Annotated in this window: 18 protein-coding genes, 1 rRNA gene and 1 pseudogene; 18 read left to right on the top strand and 2 right to left on the bottom strand. The window is 63.5% G+C overall.

Features of this window, described 5'->3' with window-relative positions; all coding sequences use genetic code 11:
- From rrf to xerD, 10 genes are all read left to right on the top strand, one after another.
- Positions 1-104 (top strand): 5S ribosomal RNA (rrf, locus tag PV375_RS09575); the annotation flags it as partial.
- Positions 105-421: 317 nt separating this feature from the next.
- Positions 422-2,263, top strand: a complete 1,842-nt coding sequence (locus tag PV375_RS09570) for a hypothetical protein (RefSeq protein WP_332107099.1) — start codon at positions 422-424, stop codon at positions 2,261-2,263.
- A gap of 14 nt (positions 2,264-2,277) precedes the next feature.
- Positions 2,278-3,315, top strand: coding sequence for an HAD-IIA family hydrolase (locus PV375_RS09565; RefSeq protein WP_332107098.1), 1,038 nt, complete (start codon positions 2,278-2,280; stop codon positions 3,313-3,315).
- Positions 3,312-3,620 (top strand): hypothetical protein, encoded by a 309-nt coding sequence (locus PV375_RS09560; protein ID WP_332107097.1) that lies wholly within the window; start codon positions 3,312-3,314, stop codon positions 3,618-3,620. The genes PV375_RS09565 and PV375_RS09560 overlap by 4 nt, the downstream gene beginning before the upstream one ends.
- Positions 3,613-4,503: a TlyA family RNA methyltransferase gene (locus tag PV375_RS09555; protein ID WP_332107096.1), complete on the top strand. Its 891-nt coding sequence runs from the start codon at positions 3,613-3,615 to the stop codon at positions 4,501-4,503. The genes PV375_RS09560 and PV375_RS09555 overlap by 8 nt, the downstream gene beginning before the upstream one ends.
- On the top strand, positions 4,500-5,432 hold the full coding sequence (locus PV375_RS09550; protein WP_332107095.1) for an NAD kinase: 933 nt from the start codon (positions 4,500-4,502) through the stop codon (positions 5,430-5,432). The genes PV375_RS09555 and PV375_RS09550 overlap by 4 nt, the downstream gene beginning before the upstream one ends.
- Positions 5,432-7,165 carry a DNA repair protein RecN gene (gene recN / locus PV375_RS09545; RefSeq protein ID WP_332107094.1) on the top strand — a complete coding sequence of 578 codons (1,734 nt, stop codon included), beginning with the start codon at positions 5,432-5,434 and terminating at the stop codon, positions 7,163-7,165. Before PV375_RS09550 ends, recN begins: the two co-directional genes overlap by 1 nt.
- A gap of 86 nt (positions 7,166-7,251) precedes the next feature.
- Complete coding sequence (locus PV375_RS09540; RefSeq protein WP_332107114.1) at positions 7,252-8,907, top strand: CTP synthase; 1,656 nt, start codon at positions 7,252-7,254, stop codon at positions 8,905-8,907.
- 2 nt (positions 8,908-8,909) lie between these two features.
- The gene (locus PV375_RS09535; protein ID WP_332107093.1) at positions 8,910-9,584 is read left to right on the top strand and encodes an NUDIX hydrolase; all 675 of its coding nucleotides are present in this window, start codon (positions 8,910-8,912) and stop codon (positions 9,582-9,584) included.
- Positions 9,585-9,595: 11 nt separating this feature from the next.
- Entirely contained in the window at positions 9,596-10,513 is a 918-nt protein-coding gene (xerD, locus tag PV375_RS09530; protein ID WP_332107113.1) for a site-specific tyrosine recombinase XerD, read from the top strand.
- Positions 10,514-10,515: 2 nt separating this feature from the next.
- Here the strand turns inward: xerD and PV375_RS09525 are convergent, their stop codons facing one another.
- A complete protein-coding gene (locus PV375_RS09525) occupies positions 10,516-11,337 on the bottom strand; it encodes a hypothetical protein (RefSeq protein WP_332107092.1) in 822 nt (273 codons plus the stop codon).
- Positions 11,338-11,694: 357 nt separating this feature from the next.
- Between PV375_RS09525 and PV375_RS09520 the strand changes: the two genes are divergently transcribed.
- The 8 genes and pseudogenes from PV375_RS09520 (at position 11,695) to PV375_RS09485 (ending at position 20,319) form a co-directional block, all read left to right on the top strand.
- Positions 11,695-12,633 (top strand): AAA family ATPase, encoded by a 939-nt coding sequence (locus PV375_RS09520; protein ID WP_442903947.1) that lies wholly within the window; start codon positions 11,695-11,697, stop codon positions 12,631-12,633.
- The gene (locus PV375_RS09515; protein WP_332107090.1) at positions 12,620-13,468 is read left to right on the top strand and encodes a segregation and condensation protein A; all 849 of its coding nucleotides are present in this window, start codon (positions 12,620-12,622) and stop codon (positions 13,466-13,468) included. The genes PV375_RS09520 and PV375_RS09515 overlap by 14 nt, the downstream gene beginning before the upstream one ends.
- On the top strand, positions 13,458-14,093 hold the full coding sequence (scpB, locus tag PV375_RS09510) for an SMC-Scp complex subunit ScpB (protein ID WP_332107089.1): 636 nt from the start codon (positions 13,458-13,460) through the stop codon (positions 14,091-14,093). The genes PV375_RS09515 and scpB overlap by 11 nt, the downstream gene beginning before the upstream one ends.
- 211 nt (positions 14,094-14,304) lie before the next feature.
- A pseudogene (locus PV375_RS09505) lies at positions 14,305-15,054 on the top strand (pseudouridine synthase); the annotation flags it as partial.
- A gap of 233 nt (positions 15,055-15,287) precedes the next feature.
- Entirely contained in the window at positions 15,288-16,412 is a 1,125-nt protein-coding gene (locus PV375_RS09500; protein WP_332107088.1) for a prephenate dehydrogenase, read from the top strand.
- A 39-nt stretch (positions 16,413-16,451) separates the two neighbouring features.
- Positions 16,452-17,129 (top strand): (d)CMP kinase, encoded by a 678-nt coding sequence (cmk, locus tag PV375_RS09495; RefSeq protein WP_332107087.1) that lies wholly within the window; start codon positions 16,452-16,454, stop codon positions 17,127-17,129.
- The gene (gene der / locus PV375_RS09490; RefSeq protein ID WP_332107086.1) at positions 17,126-18,727 is read left to right on the top strand and encodes a ribosome biogenesis GTPase Der; all 1,602 of its coding nucleotides are present in this window, start codon (positions 17,126-17,128) and stop codon (positions 18,725-18,727) included. Before cmk ends, der begins: the two co-directional genes overlap by 4 nt.
- Positions 18,728-18,861: 134 nt before the next feature.
- Positions 18,862-20,319, top strand: a complete 1,458-nt coding sequence (locus PV375_RS09485) for a glyceraldehyde-3-phosphate dehydrogenase (RefSeq protein WP_332107085.1) — start codon at positions 18,862-18,864, stop codon at positions 20,317-20,319.
- A 231-nt stretch (positions 20,320-20,550) separates the two neighbouring features.
- Here the strand turns inward: PV375_RS09485 and PV375_RS09480 are convergent, their stop codons facing one another.
- Positions 20,551-21,456, bottom strand: a complete 906-nt coding sequence (locus PV375_RS09480; protein ID WP_332107084.1) for a 3-methyladenine DNA glycosylase — start codon at positions 21,454-21,456, stop codon at positions 20,551-20,553.
- Positions 21,457-21,478: the final 22 nt, after the last annotated feature.

Here is a 21,478-nt window from a genome sequence, read left to right as displayed (position 1 = left end):
GCGGAGTGGGTACGCCCGGTTACATTCCGAACCCGGTAGCTAAGTGCTTTTGCGCCGATGGTACTGCAAGGGGGACTTTGTGGGAGAGTAGGTCACTGCCGAACTTTACTTTGATGGTGGGGTGCATGATCCGTTTGGGTTGTGCACCCCACCATTTTTTTTGTTTCCCGAAAACAACCCCTCAGATGCTTGACAAGAAGCTGTCCTTTTAAAAACGCGAGCAGCGATTTTAGAAGCGGGCGTTTTTTGCAAAGCGGGCAGTTCTTTTAAGAGCGGTAGGGGTTTTTGGAATAGTCGGACCGTTACTCGCGCTGTCACGGATGACTGGTGCCGTCTCAGGCTCGTTCAGTCGGCTCGCTTTAGCTGCAGGCTAGACTGGACTAAAACTTCACAGCGCACCGATAGTACGGGAAGGACACTCATGAGTAACCACTATGACGGCGGCGATCGCCACGGTAAGCGCAAAGGCGGCTCAGACCGCGACCGCAACAACTATGGTGGAGGGTCGCGACGCGGCAAGGGTGGTCCTTCCGGCTACGGCTCTCGCGGAGGGGGCCGCCGAGACGACTATCGCTCACGCGATCGATTTGAGCGCGGTTCGGGCGAACGCCGGTACAACGACCGCGGACGTGACGGTGCGAAGAACTATCGCGATCGCGGCGATGAGCGCCGCGGTGCATCCGGTGGCTACTCACGTAACGAGTCTGGCGGCCGCAACGAACGCGACCACTACCGCGACGGCGACCGCCGTGCGTCCGGGCGCTCAAACTGGCGCGATGGTCACGATGACCGTGACCGCAGCCGGGGCGGTGAGCGCGACCGCAATCGCGGCGGCCACGGCGGTCAGCGGCGACGCTATGACGACGAGCGTGGCTACTCTGGGAATCGTCGAGGCGACGGTGGCCAGCGTGATCGCGGTAATTGGCGCGAACGCGATGAGCAGCGTCGCGACGGCGGTGACTACCGCGGCCGATCAGATCGGTCACGAAACGAGCGTGGTGAGCGGCGCCGCAATGACCGAAACAGCGACCGAAACAACGAACGCAACTTCGATCGCGGCCGCAGCGGCGGCCGGGGGCACCGATCAGAATCGAAACGCGGTGGCACCGAGCCGCGGCGTGATTTCAGTTCGCGGCCACACGAGCTGCGGGCCATTCGCGAAACGCACATTGATCCCGAGATTCCCGAAGAGATCACTGAACGCGACCTGCCGATGAAGGCACGCGTTGAGCTTAAGACTCTCAGCCATGAAAACTACGTCACAGTCGCACGTCACCTCGTGATGGCGTCGCTGCTGATTGACACCGACCCTGAACTCGCGCACGCGCACGCACTCAGCGCATCGCGTCGCGGTGGCCGGGTCGCAATGGTGCGTGAAGCGCTCGCCATCACCGCCTATCGCACGGGCGACTATGCGCTGGCACTGCGCGAACTGCGCACCTATCGACGCATCTCTGGCCGCGACGACGAAATCGCACTCATGGTTGACTGTGAGCGCGGGCTCGGGCGTCCCGATCGGGCCATCGAACTCGGTCAATCGGTTGATCGCTCGACTCTTGATACGCAGCAACAGGTGCTGCTTGCGATCGCAATGTCGGGCGCACGCCTCGATCTCGGTGAGACCGAACTCGCCCGCGCTGAACTTGAAATTTCGCAGCTTGACCGCACCCGCGCGTTCAGCTACTCGCCGGCACTGTTCCGCGCCTACGCAGCCGTACTCGACGATCTCGGTGATAGCGAAGCCACCCTGTGGGAATCGGCCGCCGACCGGGCCGAAGCGGCCCTCCAGGCTGCCGAGCACAATGAATTTGAGACGGTGACCATCATCACCGAACGCCTCGAAACTGAGCCCGAAGAGGATTCGGCGCCACTTGCCGAAGAATCGATCGAATCGCAAATCCAGGCTGAGTATGACGAACTGATCGCCGAAGTGGAGCGCGCCGCCACCGACGCTGCCGCAGCCGACGATGAAGCCGACGACTCGCAAACGGCTGCTGAGCCGGTTCGTGAGCTGGCGGGCGACGAGCCTGAGGGCGACGGTCCGGAGACCGGCGAACCTGAGACCGGCGAGCCGCGGGACACTGAACCGGAGGCTAGCGAGTCGACTGCCGCCGAGCCGATTGAGGGCGACGACTCGGAGGCTGACGAGGTGGCCGACACTGCCGACAACGCGGCAGACGCATCCGATTTAAAAAAATCAGCATCCAAGCCGGCAACAAACACGGTGTTGGACGACGACCAGCCGTCGCTTTTTGATCTCTAAGGAGCACATCCGTCATGCGGTTGTTTGGTAGCAGAACAGACGATCTTCCGGCACCGGTCGCCGCAGCCGACGCGCTGCTGGTCGACCTCGACGGCGTCGTCTATCGCGGCGCAAACGCTGTGCCGCACGCGGTCGAAGCCCTCAACGCGGCAAGCGATCGCGGAACCCGAGTGGGATACATCACCAATAATGCATCCCGCACCGATGCCGACGTGGCCGAACACCTGCGCACGCTCGGTCTGCGCACCGAAGCACAGGATGTGGTCACGAGCCCGCAGGCAGCAGTTCGACTACTCAGCGAACAGGTGCCCACCGGTTCACTGGTGCTCGTCGTTGGGGGAGCCGGGCTCATCGACGAGCTCGTCAAAGCCGGGTATCGAGTCACCCGCCAGGCCGCTGACGAACCCGACGCGGTGCTGCAGGGCTTCGCGCCCGACGTTAATTGGCTGCAACTTGCCGAAGCGTCGTATGCGCTGCGACGCGATATCCCGTGGATCGCTACCAACCAAGACTGGACCATTCCGCGCGAGCAGGGCATCGCGCCCGGTAACGGTACGCTCGTGTCTGCGGTACACACGGCCACCCAGAAGATGGCGCAGGTGGCCGGTAAGCCCGAAACGGCGCTGTTTACCGCAGCCCAAGAACGGTTCGGGGTGGCGCATCCGCTCATGATTGGTGACCGGCTCGATACCGATATCCGGGGCGCAAACCGCGCCGGTATCGCATCCGCGCTCGTACTCACCGGCATCGACCAGGCCAAACAATTGTTTGCATCCGGGACAGAAGACCGGCCCGACTACATCATTCGCGACCTGCGCAGCCTCACCGAGCCCTACCCGAAAGTGGAGGTATCGGTGCAGCCAGAACTGGTTGAGGCCCGCGTTCGCAAATCGCGCGTGGTGCTCGACGGTATCAGCCTGAAAGTGCGCAGCGCGGAGAACGACGAAGTAGACCTGCTGCGAGCAGCCTGCGCGGCAATTTGGAACTCTGACAAGGTCATCTACGCGCTCGAAATCCCCGCATCGCTGCTCGAAATGGACTTTTCGGTATGAGCGACGAAATCTCGCAACCCGCATCCGCCGAGTTTGCCGCGATCGAGCAGCTGCCGCTTGCAGAGCGAGCCGGCGCCTACAAGCGTCGTCTCGAACAGCTCTCGCGGGCACTCGATGACGCCGACGAGCCGCTCGACATTGAGGAGCTCGAAGTGGCGGGTGTCGAGCTCGAAGTGGCGGGTGTCGAGCTCGAAGTGGCGGGTGTCGAGCTCGAAGTGGCGGGTGTCGAGCTCGAAGTGGCGGGTGTCGAGCTCGAAGTGGCGGGTGACGAGCCGGGCACGGCGGGCACCGATAACCATGCCTGAACGACTCGACCACGCTCTCGCCAGCCGCCGCCTGTGCCGCAGCCGCACAGCGGCGGCTCGCAGCATCGCCGCGGGTCAGGTGCACGTCAACGGCCGGCTCGCTACCAAAGCATCAATGCCGGTATCCGAGACCGACCGCATTGAGGTGACTGCCGGGCCTGGATACGTGTCGAGAGCGGCACAAAAACTATTGGCCGCGGCCGATAGTTTTGCGCTCGATATCTCGGAGCGTGCGGTGCTCGACCTCGGGGCATCAACGGGAGGGTTCACGCAGGTGCTGCTCGAACGTGGGGCGCGCGAAGTTGTGGCGCTCGACGTTGGCCACGATCAACTGGATGCACTGCTGCGCGCCGACACTCGAGTGACCGTGATTGAGGGCGAGAACGCCCGCTATCTCACCGAGCAGCGCCTCGACAGTTGTATCGCTGCGGCCAGGGTGGGCCGCGCGCCACTTACCGCCAAAGACATAACGGCGGTGGTGGGCGATCTCTCGTTCATTTCGCTGCGGCATATTTTGCCAGCGATGCGGGCCTCGCTACCGAATCTGCACTGGGCAGTGCTGCTGGTAAAACCGCAGTTTGAGGTGGGGCGCCGATTTGTTCGCGGAGGCATTGTGACCGATGCTGAGGTTGCTGCCGATGCGACGGTGGATGTGGTGCGGGATGCTCGCGAGCTTGGTTTTCGGGTGTGCGGGTTTCGACAATCGCCGATCACCGGCACACACGGGAATCACGAATATCTGCTGTGGCTGCAATTGCCAAACGACGCTCACCGCGCCCAAAACACGGCCTCTGGCGATGCGGCCAGCTTGGATGCGAGACAATCACATAACGAGATTGATATCGCGCATATCCGCGAAACAGTGGTGAAAGGGAACTCATGACCGCAACAACACCGTCGGCTGGCACGACGCGGCGGGTTTTGGTGGTCAGCCACTTCGCGCGTGAGGACGCCATTGAGTCGGCGCTCAGCACCATGCAGATGCTCGACGCTGCCGGCATTATCCCGGTGATTGAGCGCGACACACCCGAGGTGCTCGGCGCTGAGGGGCGGCCGCGGCTGCCGAAATCGGCAGAGCTGCTTGATGTCGACTGCTCGATCAACCAGTGCGAGATTGTGATTGTGCTCGGCGGCGATGGCACCATCCTGTTGGCCGTGGAACTGGCCCGCGCGGCCGATGTGCCGGTGCTCGGCGTGAACCTGGGACATGTTGGCTTCCTCGCCGAGAGCGAAAAAGATGCGCTCAGCACGGTTGTTGAGCGGGTGATCGATCGTGAATATGACGTTGAAGAACGATTGACCGTCGAGTTTGTTGCCGAAACTGAGACGGGTGAACGTTTCACTGGCTGGGCCCTCAACGAGGTCAGTGTTGAAAAAGGTAACCGTGAGCGGATGCTCGACGCCGTGATTGAGGTGGATGGCGAGCCACTTTCGAGCTTTGGTTGCGACGGCGTGCTGTTCGCCACGCCGACCGGTTCGACCGCCTACTCGTTTTCGTCGGGCGGCCCGGTGGTGTGGCCGCAGGTGGAGGCGCTGTTGCTGGTGCCGGTTTCGGCTCACGCGCTGTTTGCCAGGCCGCTGGTGACCGCACCCGATTCGACGCTCGCGGTGGAGGTGTACACGCGCGACGGGTCTGACGGGGTCATCTGGTGCGACGGCCGTCGCAGCCACACGGTGCCGTCGGGTACGCGGATTACCGTGACGCGGTCATCGCAGCCGGTGCGGCTGGCGCGCTTGCATCAGGTGCCGTTCACCACTCGACTGGTGAAAAAATTTCAGCTGCCGATCGTGGGTTGGCGAGGTCCGCGCTAGTGCTGACAGAACTCGAAATTCGTGGCCTCGGCGTAATCGACAGCGCCCTGCTGCCGCTATCGCCTGGGTTCACGGCGATCACCGGTGAAACCGGCGCCGGTAAAACCATGGTGGTGACGGCGCTGGGGCTGCTGCTCGGTGGCCGTGGCTCGGCGCAACTGGTGCGCCAGGGGGTCGACCGGGCGCGGGTCGAGGGGCGCGTGCTCGTTGCGGCAGACGGCGAAATTGCCGCGCAGGTTGATGAAGCCGGTGGTGAGCTGGATACTGTGGCCGGGCCCGATGGCGTGCAGCCCGAGGCCGAACTGGTGCTGGCCCGCCAGCTGCTTGAAAGCGGGCGCTCGCGGGCCTGGCTCGGCGGTCAGAGCGTGCCGGCGGGCAAACTGGGTGAGATTGGTGCCCAATTGGTTGCCGTGCACGGGCAGTCGGAACAGCTGCGGCTGGCGCAAGAGCCGGTGCAGCGCGCCGTGCTGGATGCGTTCGGCGGTGGCGAACTGCTGGGTGTGCGGGATGCGGTGGCTGAGATTTTTGATCGCCTCCAGCAGGTGCGTGGCGAGTTGCATGCACTACGGGATGCGGCCGAAGCGCGGATCGCGGAGCGTGAACGCCTGCAGCTGCTCATTGACGAAGTTGAGCAGATTGATCCGCAACCGGACGAAGATCGGCAGCTGCTAGCCCGTATCGAGCGCCTGGCGAACCGGGAAGAGCTGCGCGCGCTGATAGGGGAGGCACACGAACTTTTGGCGGGGGAGGAGCATCCCGGCGGCAGTGTGCGCGAACTGAGTCGCACGATCACCGCCCGTATTGAGCGCGCCCACCGTTCGGATGGTTCGCTCGACACCACCGTTGAAGCGGCGAACGATCTGGTGTTTGCGGCCGAGGATCTCGCTACGCGCCTGGCCGGTTACTTGGCTGACCTCGATGTGGAGGGCATCGGTGAGCTCGACTCGCTCAATGAGCGGCTGGCGGCGATCGAATCGCTGAAAACGCGGTATCGGGTTGGCCTCGGTGAGCTGCTTGACCAGTATGCGGCTGCCGGCGCTCGGCTGCTCGAGCTCGCCGGTGACGATCAGCGGATCCCGCAATTGGCGGCGCAGGTGCATGAACTTGAAAGCGATTTGGTGACGGCTGCAGATCGGCTCAGCGGGCTGCGCCGAAAGGCGGGCGATGAGCTTGCCGAGCGAGTCACCGAAGAGCTGCACGCCCTGGCGATGCCAAACGCAGAACTGTCGGTTTCGATCACCACCGGCGACGAAATCCGCCGGCTGGGACAAGACCGGGTCGCGCTGCTACTGGCACCGCATCCGGGTGCCGCGCCAGCGCCACTGGCGACCAGCGCATCCGGTGGTGAACTCAGCCGCGTGATGCTGGGACTCGAGGTGGTGCTGTCGGCTGCCGACCCGGTGCCGACGCTTGTGTTCGACGAAATTGATGCCGGTGTGGGTGGGGCTGCCGCGCTCGAAATCGGGGCCCGGTTGCAGCGGCTAGCCGCATCCCGGCAGGTGATTGTGGTTACCCACCTGGCGCAGGTGGCGGCGTTTGCCGACCAGCATTTGCACATCGAAAAAACCACCGACGGGCAGGTGACCACCTCGTCAATTCGGGCGCTCGATGACGAGGCGCGGGTGAATGAGATGACGCGATTGTTGTCGGGGCTGCCCGAATCGGAATCGGGCCGCGAACACGCCAAAGAGCTGCTTCGCCGGGCTGCTGCCACGGGCCGCGACGTGGGATAGTATTAAACCCCGTGAATGACTCAGCTGCAGCCCCCGTCACGGACCACCAGAACGCTGACACCGAGGCACTCGCCCCGGTCAAGCAGATTTTTGTTACCGGTGGTGTTGTCTCTTCGCTGGGCAAGGGGCTGACTGCAGCCTCGCTCGGCAATCTTTTGACTGCCCGCGGTCTTCGTGTGGTGATGCAGAAGCTCGACCCCTACCTCAACGTTGATCCGGGCACGATGAACCCGTTTCAGCACGGTGAGGTGTTCGTCACCAACGACGGTGCCGAAACCGACCTCGATATCGGCCACTACGAGCGTTTCCTTGACGTGAACCTGAGCGCAGCCGCGAACGTCACCACCGGTCAGGTGTATTCGACGGTTATCGCGCGCGAGCGTCGCGGCGAATTTCTCGGTGATACGGTGCAGGTCATCCCGCACATCACCGACGAAATCAAGCGCCGGATGCGGTTGCAAGCTAGTGAGACCCCGCGCCCGGATGTCATCATCACCGAGGTCGGTGGCACGATCGGTGACATTGAATCGCAGCCGTTCATCGAGTCGGCCCGTCAGATTCGTCACGAGCTCGGCCGCAACAATGTGTTCTTTGTGCACGTGTCACTGGTGCCGTTCATGGGCGCCTCGGGCGAACAAAAAACGAAGCCTACTCAGCACTCGGTTGCCGCGCTGCGCTCGGCGGGTATTCAGCCCGATGCACTGGTGCTGCGCAGCGACCGGCCGGTGACTGAATCGAACCGCGCGAAGATCGCGCTCATGTGTGATGTCGACGAGGATGCGGTGGTTAACACCCCTGACCTTTCGTCGATCTACGACATTCCGGCAAAACTGCGCGAACAGGGGCTGGATGAGGTCATCATTCGCCAGCTCAACCTGCCGGTGCGTGAGTTCGACTATTCGAGCGGCTGGCAAAAACTGCTGGATGTGGTGCACAACCCCAAGCACACCGTCACGATTGCGCTCGTGGGCAAATACATTGACCTGCCCGATGCCTACCTATCGGTGGGTGAAGCGCTGCGTGCCGGTGGGTTCGCGAACCAGGCCAAGGTCGAACTGCGCTGGGTGGCGGCCGATGAATGCGCCACTCCTGAGGGCGCGGCAGCACAGCTTTCGGATGTTGACGGTGTGTGCGTGCCGGGTGGTTTCGGTATTCGCGGCATCGAAGGCAAACTCGGTGCGCTGCGATACGCCCGCGAAAACAAGATTCCGCTGCTGGGGCTGTGCCTCGGCCTGCAGACGATGGTGATCGAGTATGCCCGCAATGTTGCCGGTATCGAAGACGCCTCATCCACCGAATTTGATCCCGAAACCCCGTCACCGGTGGTGGCCACGATGGAAGAGCAGATCGCGATTCTTGGTGACGGTGATCTCGGCGGCACGATGCGGCTCGGCACCTACCCGGCGGTGCTTACTGCCGGATCGGTGGTGGCCGAAACCTACGGCAGCACCGATGTGGAAGAACGTCACCGGCACCGCTACGAGGTGAATAACGCCTACCGAGAGCAGCTCACCGAGGCCGGTCTGCGTTTTTCGGGCACCTCGCCCGACGGCAAACTCGTTGAATTTGTTGAGCTGCCGGCCGACGTGCATCCGTTCTATGTGGCGACCCAGGCGCATCCCGAACTGAAATCGCGACCCAACCGCGCGCATCCGCTATTTGCCGGGCTCGTGGCCGCGGCGCTTGAGCGCCAGCGGGCAAGCCGGCTCGTGGAAATCGACGACGCTGATATCGCCGAATAATCATGCAAATCGTTGAGTCGGGTGCGGTTGCCGACCAGCCCGAATCGCATCCGGTTACCGCAACCGGGATGCTGCATCACGGCTGGGTGTGGAACGTGGTGTCGGAGTCGTTTCGCTATGGCGACACCGAACTGACTCGCGAATTCATCGCACACACAGGGGCGGTGGCGGTGCTGGCGCTTGACGAAAATGATCGCGCGCTGTTGTTGCAGCAATACCGGCATCCGGCCCGCAGCCGCGATTGGGAGCTGCCGGCGGGGCTTTTGGACGCACCGGGTGAAGATCCGCTGGCCGCGGCACAGCGGGAACTGGCCGAAGAGGCCGATCTGCAGGCATCCGAGTGGCATTTGCTGCTTGATTTTTGGACTTCGCCCGGCGGATCGAACGAGTCAATTCGCATCTATTTGGCTCGCGGCCTGCAATCCACTGCCGAGGCGTTTGACCGGCAAGCGGAAGAGGCCGATATTCGGTTGGCGTGGATCGGACTCGATGAAGCGATCGAACGCATTTTTGCCGGCCAGCTGCATAACCCCGCGGCGTTGCAGGCGCTTTTTGCCGCCAATGAGTCGCGCCGGCAAAACTGGGCGACGCTGCGTCCAGCCGACACGCCCTGGGACACCCGCCCCGAAGCACAGTCGGTGCTGCCCCGAGCAATTGCTGGCGGGCGGCGAGCTTGACCGGGCAGCGGCTGACGCTCGACCGCGAAATTCAGCAGTATTTGCGTCATGTCACCATCGAACGCGGGCTGTCTGATAACTCGGTTGCCGCTTACCGACGCGATCTCAACCGCTACCGTGATTGGCTCGCCGAACAGCAGGTGACCGCCCTCGAGAGGGTTACCCCCGCGCAGGTGCAAGAGTTTATTGCCTGGTTGCGAGCCCCGCGCGCTGAGGGTGGCTTGTCGCTGGCGGCGAGTACGGTGTCACGTATCGCTTCGAGCGTGCGGGGTCTGCACCGTTTTGCGCTCGATGAGCAGCTCGTGGAAGAGGATGCGACGGCCGATATTGTGACGCCAAAATTGCCGGCGCGGCTACCGAAAGCGCTCACGATCACGCAGGTAGAGCAGCTGCTCGAAGCCAGCGGCGGCGACGAACCCGAACAGCTGCGCAACCGCGCGCTGCTCGAACTTCTCTATGCCACCGGCGCACGGATCTCGGAGGCTGTGGCGCTGGATGTGGATGATGTCATCGACCAAGACATGATCCGCGTCAGAGGCAAGGGCGATAAACAGCGAATTGTGCCGCTGGGAAGCTATGCGCGGCAGGCGCTCGACGCCTATCTGGTGCGAGCCCGACCCCAGTTCGCGGCCGTTGGACGATCTGGCGGGGCACTGTTTTTGGGGGTGCGTGGCAAGCGGCTCAGCCGTACCGGCGCGTTCAATATCCTGCAGCAGGTGGCGCAGCGGGCGCAGCTGAGTGAACATGTGTCGCCGCATGTGCTGCGCCACTCGTTTGCGACACATCTGATGCAGGGCGGCGCCGATGTGCGTGTGGTGCAAGAGCTACTCGGGCACGCCTCGGTATCGACAACACAGATTTATACCAGGGTGACGGCGGATGCGCTGCGCGATATGTATCTGACGAGCCACCCGCGAGCACGCGGCTAGTTTTACGGCTGCGGCTGATCTGGGTCGGGAGTGAACTGCGGTGGCGGGGCCGGCACAATCGACTCTTCAAACTGCGCTTCGCTGCCGGAATCGGTGGCGGTCATGCTGAGCGAAAAATGCAGCTGCGACTCTGTGGCCTCACGCAGTTCAGCAACGCGGTCACAGAACTGTTGCCACTCGGCGGCAGTTACTGCCCGCTCGGCGTGCACCGAGAGCCGGGGCCAGGTGCCGGTTATGGTTTCAAGCTCAAGCTGCCCGAGCGCAACCCAGCTGGGAATCGGTTGACTGTGCAATTGTTCGTAGGCCGCAATCACGTCTTGCGATTGTGAACTGACCTCGAGCTGAAATTGCGCAATGCTGTCGGGCCCGAACTGCGCCAGCCGCATCCGGGCATACTCAAGCTGGTCGACGCTGTCGACGAGCTCGGCCCACTGCTGCGCATCGCGCTGCGCGTGCACCACCTCGAGGCTAGAGGTGGGGCCGAACTCGAGCCGCACCAGTGAAACATCGCAACATTCACCAAAGAGTTTGGTAAGCAGCTGCCCGAGCTGATCGGGGGAGTAGTTGGTGGCCAGAGTCACCACCACATGGGTGCCGAGCACCACGGTCGACGAGGGGTCTTGATCGAGCTCGCTGACCGAGTAGCTGGCAACACCGGAGGCGTTGGCAAGTTCGCGATCGATATGTTCGTGCTGCCGCTGTATGCGTGCTCGATCGTCTTCAGCCTGGATGATATTGGGTGTTCCGACGATGACCGTGACTGTCGCGACTGCGGCGACGAGCGCGCTGAACGCGCGCGTGATCACGGGGAACGGCCAAGACATGAGTGCCAGGATAATCGCTGAACGGAAACGCACTGAAACTCGTCCACGTGCCGCGCCGAGAGCTGAGCGGCTAGGCCGGCAGCAGAGGGGACGGTCTGACAGCCAGTAGCGCCATGCATCCGGATGGCAAATGGCAACCAGCGGCGACAGTTTCAACCACTGCTTGAAGCCCAATCGCCGACACCCTTAAAGCGAAAGTGGGAACACTCTCGGACGGCGATAGCATGCCAGCAACACCCCGACAGTGTTGTGAAAATCACGCGCTGCCGGATAGAACGAAGCTGTAACCCGGCAAACCCGAAAAGTACAGGCCGAAAGTACAGGAAAGGGGCACCGATCGTGAAACCAGACACTGATATGCCCGAACTGCCGGGTCTGGAAGTGCCCGAAGCGCTGCTGACCGCGGGAACTGAACGCATCAACTATGCCGAGGGCAGCGAACCCGGTCAGATCCGCTCGGCCGAATCGGTATCCACGCGGCTGTACAACAAATTCCCCGACCCGCAGCCGCTCGAATCGCACGGGCCGGCGCGAGTGATCGCCATGTGCAACCAGAAAGGCGGCGTCGGCAAAACCACCACCTCGATTAACCTCGCCGCCTCACTGGCTGCCTACGGGCGACGGGTGCTATGCGTCGACTTCGACCCGCAGGGGGCGCTCTCGGCGGGGCTCGGCATCTCAACCCACAATGTGCCGACCATCTACGACCTGCTGATCGGGCGCGAAAACAACCCCCACAACGCGATTCAACCCACCGACTTCGAGGGCCTTGACGTTATCCCCGCCAATATCGACCTGTCGGCCGCCGAAGTGCACCTGGTGACCGAGGTCGCACGCGAACAGATTCTCGCGAGCCTGCTGCGGCAGGTGGCCGGCGAATACGACGTCATCATCGTCGACTGCCAGCCCTCACTGGGGCTGCTCACCGTGAACGCGCTCACCGCCAGCCACGGCGTCATGATCCCGCTCGAATGCGAATACTTCGCACTGCGCGGTGTGGCGCTGCTCATTGAAACGATCGAAAAGGTGCGCTCGCGGCTCAACCCGGCACTCGAACTCGACGGCATCCTGCCAACTATGTTCGACGGCCGCACCCTGCACGCCCGCGAGGTGCTCGATCGGGTCTACGAAGTGTTCGGCGACAAGGTGTTCGACACCGTGATTGGCCGCACCGTGAAATTCCCCGATGCATCCGTTGCTGGCGTGCCAATCGTGACCTTTGCACCCAATCACCCGGCCGCACAGGCGTACCGTCAGCTCGCCCGCGAACTGGTGGCGCGCGGTGCAGCAGCCTGACCCCGCGGCGCTCGCTAACGACGCCCCACCTAACGACCCGAGCGTCGAAAGCTCCGACTCGTTCCAGGTATCACTCGAAGTATTCGAGGGGCCATTCGATCTGCTGCTGCAATTGATCGCCAAACACGAACTCGACATAACCGAGATTTCGCTCTCAAAAGTGACCGACGAGTTCATCAGCCACGTCGCCAGCCTCGAAACCGCGGGCGAGCTCGATCAGGCCAGCGAATTTATTGTGGTTGCCGCGACACTGCTCGATATGAAGCTCGTGAGCCTGCTGCCACAGGGCGACTACGTCGACGCCGAGGATGTGGCGGTGCTCGAAGCCCGCGATGTGCTGTTCGCACGACTGCTGCAATACCGCGCCTATAAAGAAGCCGCGAAGTGGTTGCAAACAAAATTCGCTGCCGAAGAGCACCGCTATCGGCGCACCGTGCCTCTCGAACCGCAGCTGCGTGAGCGCGAACCCGAACTCGTGTTTCCGCTCAGCCTCGCCGATTTTGCCGCGCTCGCGGCAATTGTGTTCACACCGAAAGCAATCCCGACGGTGGGGCTCGATCACCTGCACGCCCCGCTGGTGTCGATTCGTGAGCAGGCGACGGTGCTCGTGCGGCGCTTGCGCGATAACGGGCCGGCACCGTTCACCGAACTGGTGGCCGATGCCGACAGCCCCGGCGTGGTCATCGCGCGGTTTTTGGCGGTGCTCGAACTGTATCGACGGGCAGCGGTCGCGCTCGCACAGGAACAACCGCTGGGCCCCCTCACGGTGAGCTGGGAGGCCGAACACTGGAGTGATGAAGAACTTGGCACACTGGGGGCCGACTATGAGGGATGAACCAATCGCCGAATCTGCGGCCCGCGTCGATGCGGCAGATGCTGCTGCCGAACCGACGGTGGCTGGCGACACCGAGCGCACGATTGATCTCGATCGGGCGCTGGAAGCAATTTTGTTCATCAGTGATGAACCGGTGCCGCTGGTGGCGCTCGCGGCAGCAGTGTCGCAGCCGGTCGCTAGGGTGCGTGAAGCCCTTGCCCGGCTGTGCGCCGACTACGATGGAGAAAACGGCACGACACCGCGCGGTTTTGAACTGCGAGAGGTGGGCGGCGGCTATCGCATGTATGTGCGCAGCGGCTACGAAGACATCGTGGGCGACTTTGTCGCGGTGCGGCAGCCGGCACGGCTGTCACAGGCGGCGCTCGAAACACTCACGGTGATCGCGTATCGCCAGCCGGTGACTCGGTCGCAGGTTGCGCAGGTGCGCGCGGTGAACGTCGACTCGGTGGTGCGCACCCTGTTGGCGCGCGGGCTCATCACTGAAAACGGTAATGATCCACAAACCGGTGCGATTTTGTACGAGACCACCGAACTGCTGCTCGAACACCTCGGAATTAATTCGATAGACGAACTACCAAAAATTTCACCATTCTTGGACGACGGAAGGGACGGATTCAGTGACTGAGCGTCGTGACGACACCCAGTATTCGCAGGGCTCGGAGTCTTCGAGCACTGGCGACGATGCCCGCGAGCTGGCACAGTTCGCCGCCGCAGTGGCCCGTGCCGAGGCTGAGCGCCCAGCCGGCGGGTATCAGCTCAGCGACTTTGACGACATCCCGTTCCCACCCGGCCACCGACCCGCCAATGCGGCCCCGGCGAAAGAACTACCCGAGGGGATGCGGCTACAAAAAGCACTCGCACACGCCGGCGTTGCCAGCCGCCGAGTGTGCGAGCAGCTCATCACCGCGGGCCGAGTGAAAGTGAATGGCTCGGTGGTGACCGAACTCGGCACCCGCATCGACCCCGACAACGACCGCGTGGTGGTCGACGGCACGCCCGTGCAGCTCGACCAGACCAAGCGGTACCTCATCCTCAATAAGCCCGTGAAGGTCGTCTCGTCAATGCGTGACGAACACGGCCGACGCGATCTGCGCGAATTCACCGAACAGTATTCCGAGCGGCTCTACAACGTCGGCCGTCTCGACTATGAAACCAGCGGTCTGCTCATCATCACCAACGACGGCGAACTCGCGCACGTGCTCGCTCACCCATCGTTCGGGGTGTCGAAGACCTATGTCGCCAAGGTTGATGGACGGATGCCTGCTGCCGCGGTGCAACAGCTGCGTGACGGTATCGACCTCGAAGACGGATTCATTCAGGCCGACTCGGCAAGGATTCTCGCGGCCGGTTCATCCGCCAAATCGACACTCGTCGAAATCACCCTGCACTCGGGCAAAAACCGTATTGTGCGCCGGATGCTCGCGCATGTGGGCTATCCGGTGCGGGAACTGGTGCGGCGTAGCTTCGGGCCGCTGCACCTGGGCACGCTCCGCCAGGGCGAGATTCGCGAACTCACCTCAGATGAGCTCGGTCAGCTGCTGCGCCTGAGCAGTGGCGAACCCGCCGAAAACCCCACCAAGCAGCAGCGCGGCGAACGCACCGACTTGCGCGGCGGCCAGCCCGGCCGCGGTAAGCGCGGCGGTCACGGCGGCCATCCGCGCAGCAAAAACGGAGGCACCCGCGGCGGTCAAGCCCGCGGCGATCGCGGCAGCCAGCCGCGGGGTCGGCGCGGCGGTGCATCCGGTCAGCAGCGCCGCGACGGCGGAGGCAAGCACGGTGGCAACAAGCACGGTGGCGGTAAGCGCGGTGGAGGCAAACGATGAATAGCGTTCGGGCAAAGGCACCGGTGCGCACCCTATCACCGGTGCTCGTGGTTGGTACGGGCCTGCTCGGCACCTCGATCGGGCTGGGGCTGCGGCGGCTGGGTGTCGACGTGATGCTGCGCGATCTTTCACCAACGGCGATGCGACTTGCCGCCGACTACGGCGCCGGCCGCATCGCACCCGCCGAGCGCGCGGCCGACGCGCAGCCGGAAGACATCCCACGGCTCGTGGTCGTGTGCGTACCGCCCGACGCGGTGGGCGCGGTCGTACTCGAACAGCTGCGCAACTGGCCGGACGCCATTGTCACCGACGTTGCCAGCGTTAAAACGCTACCGCTCGAGGTGCTGCGCGCCGGCGGCGGGGATGTGAGCCGCTACGTGGGTTCGCATCCAATGGCCGGCCGCGAAACCGGCGGGCCGCTCTCGGGCCGCGCCGACCTATTTCTCGGGCGCCCGTGGGTGATCACCAGCACCCCCGAAACCACGGTCGACAGTCTGCAAGAAGTCGAGGGAATGGCGCTCGATTTGGGTGCCACCGTCGTCAACCTCACCGCCGAAGACCACGATGAATCGGTGGCGCTCATCTCGCATGTGCCGCAACTCGTGTCGAGCGTGATGGCGGCACAATTGCTCGGCGACGACCTGGATGCTGCCAACCTCGCTGGCGGGGGACTGCGCGACGTCACCCGCATCGCCGCCAGCGACCCAACCATGTGGAACCAGATTCTGGCCGCGAACGGATCGCGCGTGGCCCGCATCCTGCGCAATATCGCCGGCGATATCGGCACGCTCGCCAATGCGCTCGACGATATTGAAGCCGAAGGCGCTCGGCGCGTTGTCGCCGACCAGATGCGCGCCGGTAACGAGGGTGTCGCCCGCATCCCCGGTAAACATGGCTCACGACGCACCTACGCCTCGGTAACCGTGATGGTCGACGACCGCCCCGGTCAGCTCGCGCGGCTGTTCAATGAAATCGGCGAGGCCGATATCAACGTTGAAGAAATCATGCTCGAACACTCGCCGGGCGCAAACCTCGGCCTCGTCGAAGTGTGGGTGCTGCCCGAGGTGCGCCAGCGCCTGGTCGACGAACTCGACAGCCGCGGCTGGCGGGTAGCGCAATAACCCAAGAGCCACGCCCGTAACCGGCCCTACGAAAGAAAAATGATGCCAAACCACCTGATTGTCGCGATCGACGGCCCCTCGGGGTCGGGTAAATCGACCGTCTCACGCGCCGCGGCAAAGCAGCTTGGCTGGCATCTGCTCGACACCGGCTCGGTGTACCGGGCCCTCACCTGGTTCGCGCTTGACCGGCAGATCGACCCCGCCGACCAAGACGCAGTCGTGGCGCTACTGCCCGAGTTTTTTGCGCAGTGGCGGCTGTCGCTCGAACCCGACGAGCGCTGGGTGCGCATCGGCGACACCGACATCACCGAGGCGATCCGTGAAACGCGCATCTCAGAGCTCGTATCGGGCGTCGCCACCAACCTGCGAGTGCGCGCCGCCGTCAACGAACGATTCCGGCAGATTTTGCACGAAGACAACGCCGCCGGAATTATTGCCGAGGGACGCGACCTCACCACGGTAGTGGTGCCCGACGCACCGCTGCGCATCCTCATCACCGCCAGCGAAGCCGAACGCATCCGCCGCCGGCAGGCCGAGCGTGCCGGAGACAACGCTAAGCGAGTGGCAGCCACAATTAGTGAACGGGATGCACGCGACGCGACGGTGGCAAATTTCACCAGCGCAGCCGACGGGGTCGTCGAACTCGACACCACCAACCTGACACTTGACGCCGCGATTACGGCCGTGATTGAACTCATCCGAAAGGCACAACAATGAGCGACCAGCACAACCCGATGGCGCCGCTCGGTGACCCCGAGGGCCCGCGCGAACACACCCCCTACCAGCCCGAACTGGTTGCCGACGACCACGACATCGAGGTGCACTACGCCGAAAGTGCCGAAGACTTTGTCGACCGAGTGGCAGCGATCGATGATGATGTCGCCGACCAACGCGCCGAAATGCTGCGGCAGGGCCTGCACGACTACGAACTCGACGACGACGACCTCGCCATGCTCGAAGCCGACGCGGCTGGTCAAGACGACGTCTACTACCTGTCCGCGCTGCCCGTACTGGCAGTGGTGGGGCGCCCCAATGTGGGGAAGTCGGCGCTTGTCAACCGCATCCTCGGCCGCCGTGAAGCCGTGGTCGAAGACGTGCCCGGCGTCACCCGCGACCGCGTCAGCTACCGAGCCGAGTGGGGCGGGCGCGGATTCACCGTGGTCGACACCGGCGGTTGGGAACCGGATGCGAAAGGCATCGACCGCTCGGTTGCCGAACAGGCCGAAATTGCCATCGAACTCGCCGACGCGGTGCTGTTCGTAGTGGACGCGAACGTCGGCGCCACCGCCACCGATGAACACGTGGTGCGGATGCTGCGCAAAACCGACCGCCCCGTGATTTTGGCCGCCAACAAAATCGACGACGTCGTACAAGAACCCAACGCCGCACCGCTGTGGAGCCTCGGACTCGGCGAACCCTGGCCAACCTCGGCGCTGCACGGGCGTGGTGTGGCCGACCTGCTCGACGAAGTGATGCGGGTGCTGCCACAAGAATCTCGCGTCGCCGAACGCGAAGTGGGCGGGCCGCGCCGGGTGGCGATTGTTGGCCGACCCAACGTGGGCAAATCGAGCCTGCTCAACAAGGCCGCCGGCGAAGAACGCGTGGTGGTCAACGACCTCGCCGGCACCACCCGCGACCCGGTCGACTCGCTCGTTGAAGTGGGCGGCAAATTGTGGCGATTCGTTGATACCGCCGGTATCCGCAAACGCGTGCACCTGCAGCAGGGCGCCGACTTCTACGCATCACTGCGCACCGCGACCGCACTCGACAAAGCCGAAGTGGCGATCGTGGTGTTCGACGTCACCGAACCGCTGGGCGTGCAGGATGTGCGCATCGTCGAAATGGTGCTGCAATCGGGCCGCGCGCTCGTGCTCGCATTCAACAAATGGGACCTCATCGACGACGAGCGCCGCTGGCAGCTCGAACGCGAAATCGAACAAGACCTCGCGCATGTGTCGTGGGCTCCACGCGTGAACATCTCAGCGCGCACCGGGCGCCACCTCGAAAAACTCGTGCCGGCGCTCGAAACCGCGCTCGCGTCGTGGGACACCCGCATCCCCACCGGAAAGCTCAACGCCTTCCTCACTGAACTCGCGCAAGAATTCCCGCACCCGCTGCGCGGCGGTAAACAGCCACGCATCCTGTTCGCCACGCAGGCACAAACCCGCCCACCAACATTCGTGCTGTTCACCACCGGCTTCCTCGACCCCGGATACCGTCGCTTCATCCAGCGACGCCTACGAGAAGTGTTCAGTTTCGAGGGCACGCCAATCGTCGTAAACATGCGCGTGCGCGAACGTCGCCGGAAAAAATAACACCCGCCAACCGGGTCGCTTTTGATCGCGAAAGCTGCGCGCATCATTGACTTGGTTGGGTAAGCTGAAAGCAGGAAAAATCGCCGCTGCGGTGCACTTCGCAGTGCCACGACACCCGATGGAGGGACGATCCGATGACCGATCAGTACACCCAGGCTCAAGCCGAATGGTTTGAACGCGTTGCGGCCGCCGAGCGGGTGATTCCGCTGGTTTCAAAGCTCTACCGCGAGCACAACATTGTCACCTCGATTCACGGCCGTCGCCTCATCAACCGTTCGGCGGTAGACGTGATCAAGGCGCACCGCTACGCGCGTCGCGTGCAGGGCGAGGTGGTGTCGCTCGACCTCACCATCAAGCTGCTCGAAGCGCTCTCAGAGATGAACTTCGACACCGCTTCGGTCGACCTCGGTGAGCTCGCCCGCCTCTACCGCGAACAGGGCGGCGAAGGTGACATCGCGGCGTTCCTCGCCGAGCAGCTGGCAGAGGTGAAGCCCGCCGACGTAAACGGTCAGGGTAAAGATGTGGTGCTCTACGGTTTCGGTCGTATTGGCCGACTGCTTGCCCGCATCCTCATCGAACAGGCCGCCACTGGGCCCGGCCTGCGCCTACGCGCGATCGTGGTGCGTAAGAACGGCGACGACGACCTCGAAAAGCGTGCCGCGCTGCTGCGCCGCGACTCGGTGCACGGCCCCTTCAACGGCACCATCCAGGTCGACAACGAGAACAACACGATTCTCGCCAACGGCACGCTCATCCAGGTGATCTACTCGAGCGACCCCGCCACCGTCGACTACACCCAGTACGGCGTCAACGACGCCATCCTCGTCGACAACACCGGCCGCTGGCGCGACGAAGCTGGCCTCTCGCAGCACCTGCAGTCGAAGGGCATCGGTCGTGTGCTGCTCACCGCCCCCGGTAAGGGCGACCTTCGCAACGTTGTGTTCGGTATCAACCACAACGACATCACCGACGAAGAGAAGATTCTGTCGGCCGCATCGTGCACCACCAACGGCATCACCCCCACCCTGCACGCACTCGACAAGAAGTTCGGTGTGGTGCGTGGACACGTCGAGACCGTGCACTCGTTCACCAACGACCAGAACCTCATCGACAACTACCACAAGGCTGCCCGCCGTGGCCGCGCCGCAACCCTCAACATGGTGCTCACCGAAACCGGTGCCGCCAAGGCCGTTGCGAAGGCGCTGCCCGAGTTCGCCGGCAAGCTCACCGGTAACGCCATCCGCGTTCCCACCCCGGACGTTTCGATGGCGGTGCTCAACCTCGAGCTCGGCCGCGAGGTGACCCGCGAAGAGGTCAACGACTACCTCCGCGAGGTGTCGCTGCGTTCGAACCTGCGCCAGCAGATCGACTACGTTGAGTCGCCCGACATTGTGTCGACCGACTTCGTTGGCCACGAGCGCTGCGGCATCGTTGACGGTCTCGCGACCATCGCGAACGGCACCAGCCTCGTGCTCTACGTGTGGTACGACAACGAGTACGGCTACTCGAAGCAGGTTGTGCGCATCATTGAACACCTCGGTGGGGTGCACCCGGCGGTGCTGCCGCACCGTCGCGACGTGCTCGAGGTGTAATCGCTGCTGCTTAGCATCTGGCGGGCTCGGTCTTTGGATCGGGCCCGCCGGTTTTTTGTGAGGTTTTGTGGCTGTTGGGCCGCTGTTGAAATGCCGTGCTGTTGGCACGTGGAGCTGTTGGCGTTTTGATGGCTGTTGGCGCTTGGGCGGCCGTTGGGTTGCTGTTAGGCGGCGCCGTTGTCGGAGACCGTGAGCTCAGCGGATGATTTCGGGCCCAGGATGCGCTGTGGGTTATCCTGCGGCAAAAATCTTCCGAGAATCTCCCTCGGTTTCGGCAGTGGTGGCCTGTTGAGCTGCCCGAATCACCTCGATGAGCCGGCCGCGCAGCAGCTGTGCCCGCTCGGCATAGCCGCGCTGCAGCTGCACATACTCGGCTTTGCCCTGCGGGGTTTCGATGGCGATGGCGGGGACGTTGTAGTCGCTGACGTCGTAGGGTGAGGCCTGCATATCGGTCCAGCGGATTTCGCGGGCGAGTTCGAAGGTATCCAGCAGCAGCTCGCCCGGAACGAGCGGGCCGAGTTTCACGGCCCATTTGTAGAGGTCCATATTGGCGTGCAGGCAACCGGCCTGGTCGAGATCGCACTGGGTGGCGCGGGTGGGTTGAAGCTGGTTGAGCGGTCGCGCATCCGGGGTGAAAAATCGGAAGGCGTCGAAGTGAGTGCAGTTGATATCGTGCGATTCGACGACGGCATCGGTGCCGGCCTGGCCGAGGCGCAGCGGAATGGGGTGGCGGTGTTCGGGCTGCCGGTACACCATCGCCCACTCGTGCAGCCCGAAGCAGCTAAAGCGTGGTTGCCGGCCGGCGATCGCCTCGCTGAGCGCGCGTATTTGCCGGGCCACGTGCCCGCGGTCGGCGAGGAACGCGGCCGCATCCACCATCACCGTGCCATCGTTATTGGTGCGGTACCAGCGCTTGTTGGCGTACTCGTCGGCGTCGTCGAGAGCGATGCCGATGCCCGGGTGCCACTTGCGCAGCACTGAGGGGCGGTACGAGTAGTAGGTGAACAGGAAGTCGTCGATGGCGTGGCGGCGGCCCGCGGCTCGTGCGCTGCGATACTCGGCCGTGAGCGCATCTGCCCGGTGCGCGTGTTCGGCTGCGAGTTGCTGCCACCTGGCCGAGGAGAGTCGCTGCATCATGATGGTGCCAGTTTAGTTGCGG

It is taken from the genome of Gulosibacter sp. GYB002 (genome assembly GCF_036577665.1).
Lineage (GTDB): Bacteria > Actinomycetota > Actinomycetes > Actinomycetales > Microbacteriaceae > Gulosibacter > Gulosibacter hominis.
Note: the sequence above shows the minus strand (reverse complement) of the source record. Positions and strands in the feature narration are given on the sequence as shown.

Bases quoted from the DNA above. Each gene is read 5' to 3' on its own strand.
- PV375_RS09570 (WP_332107099.1), top strand. From the start codon at position 422: ATGAGTAACCACTATGACGGCGGCGATCGCCACGGTAAGCGCAAAGGC.
- PV375_RS09565 (WP_332107098.1), top strand. From the start codon at position 2,278: ATGCGGTTGTTTGGTAGCAGAACAGACGATCTTCCGGCACCGGTCGCC.
- PV375_RS09560 (WP_332107097.1), top strand. From the start codon at position 3,312: ATGAGCGACGAAATCTCGCAACCCGCATCCGCCGAGTTTGCCGCGATC.
- PV375_RS09555 (WP_332107096.1), top strand. From the start codon at position 3,613: ATGCCTGAACGACTCGACCACGCTCTCGCCAGCCGCCGCCTGTGCCGC.
- PV375_RS09550 (WP_332107095.1), top strand. From the start codon at position 4,500: ATGACCGCAACAACACCGTCGGCTGGCACGACGCGGCGGGTTTTGGTG.
- PV375_RS09535 (WP_332107093.1), top strand. From the start codon at position 8,910: ATGCAAATCGTTGAGTCGGGTGCGGTTGCCGACCAGCCCGAATCGCAT.
- PV375_RS09525 (WP_332107092.1), bottom strand. From the start codon at position 11,337: ATGTCTTGGCCGTTCCCCGTGATCACGCGCGCGTTCAGCGCGCTCGTC.
- PV375_RS09520 (WP_442903947.1), top strand. From the start codon at position 11,695: ATGCCCGAACTGCCGGGTCTGGAAGTGCCCGAAGCGCTGCTGACCGCG.
- scpB (WP_332107089.1), top strand. From the start codon at position 13,458: ATGAGGGATGAACCAATCGCCGAATCTGCGGCCCGCGTCGATGCGGCA.
- PV375_RS09500 (WP_332107088.1), top strand. From the start codon at position 15,288: ATGAATAGCGTTCGGGCAAAGGCACCGGTGCGCACCCTATCACCGGTG.
- cmk (WP_332107087.1), top strand. From the start codon at position 16,452: ATGATGCCAAACCACCTGATTGTCGCGATCGACGGCCCCTCGGGGTCG.
- der (WP_332107086.1), top strand. From the start codon at position 17,126: ATGAGCGACCAGCACAACCCGATGGCGCCGCTCGGTGACCCCGAGGGC.
- PV375_RS09485 (WP_332107085.1), top strand. From the start codon at position 18,862: ATGACCGATCAGTACACCCAGGCTCAAGCCGAATGGTTTGAACGCGTT.
- PV375_RS09480 (WP_332107084.1), bottom strand. From the start codon at position 21,456: ATGATGCAGCGACTCTCCTCGGCCAGGTGGCAGCAACTCGCAGCCGAA.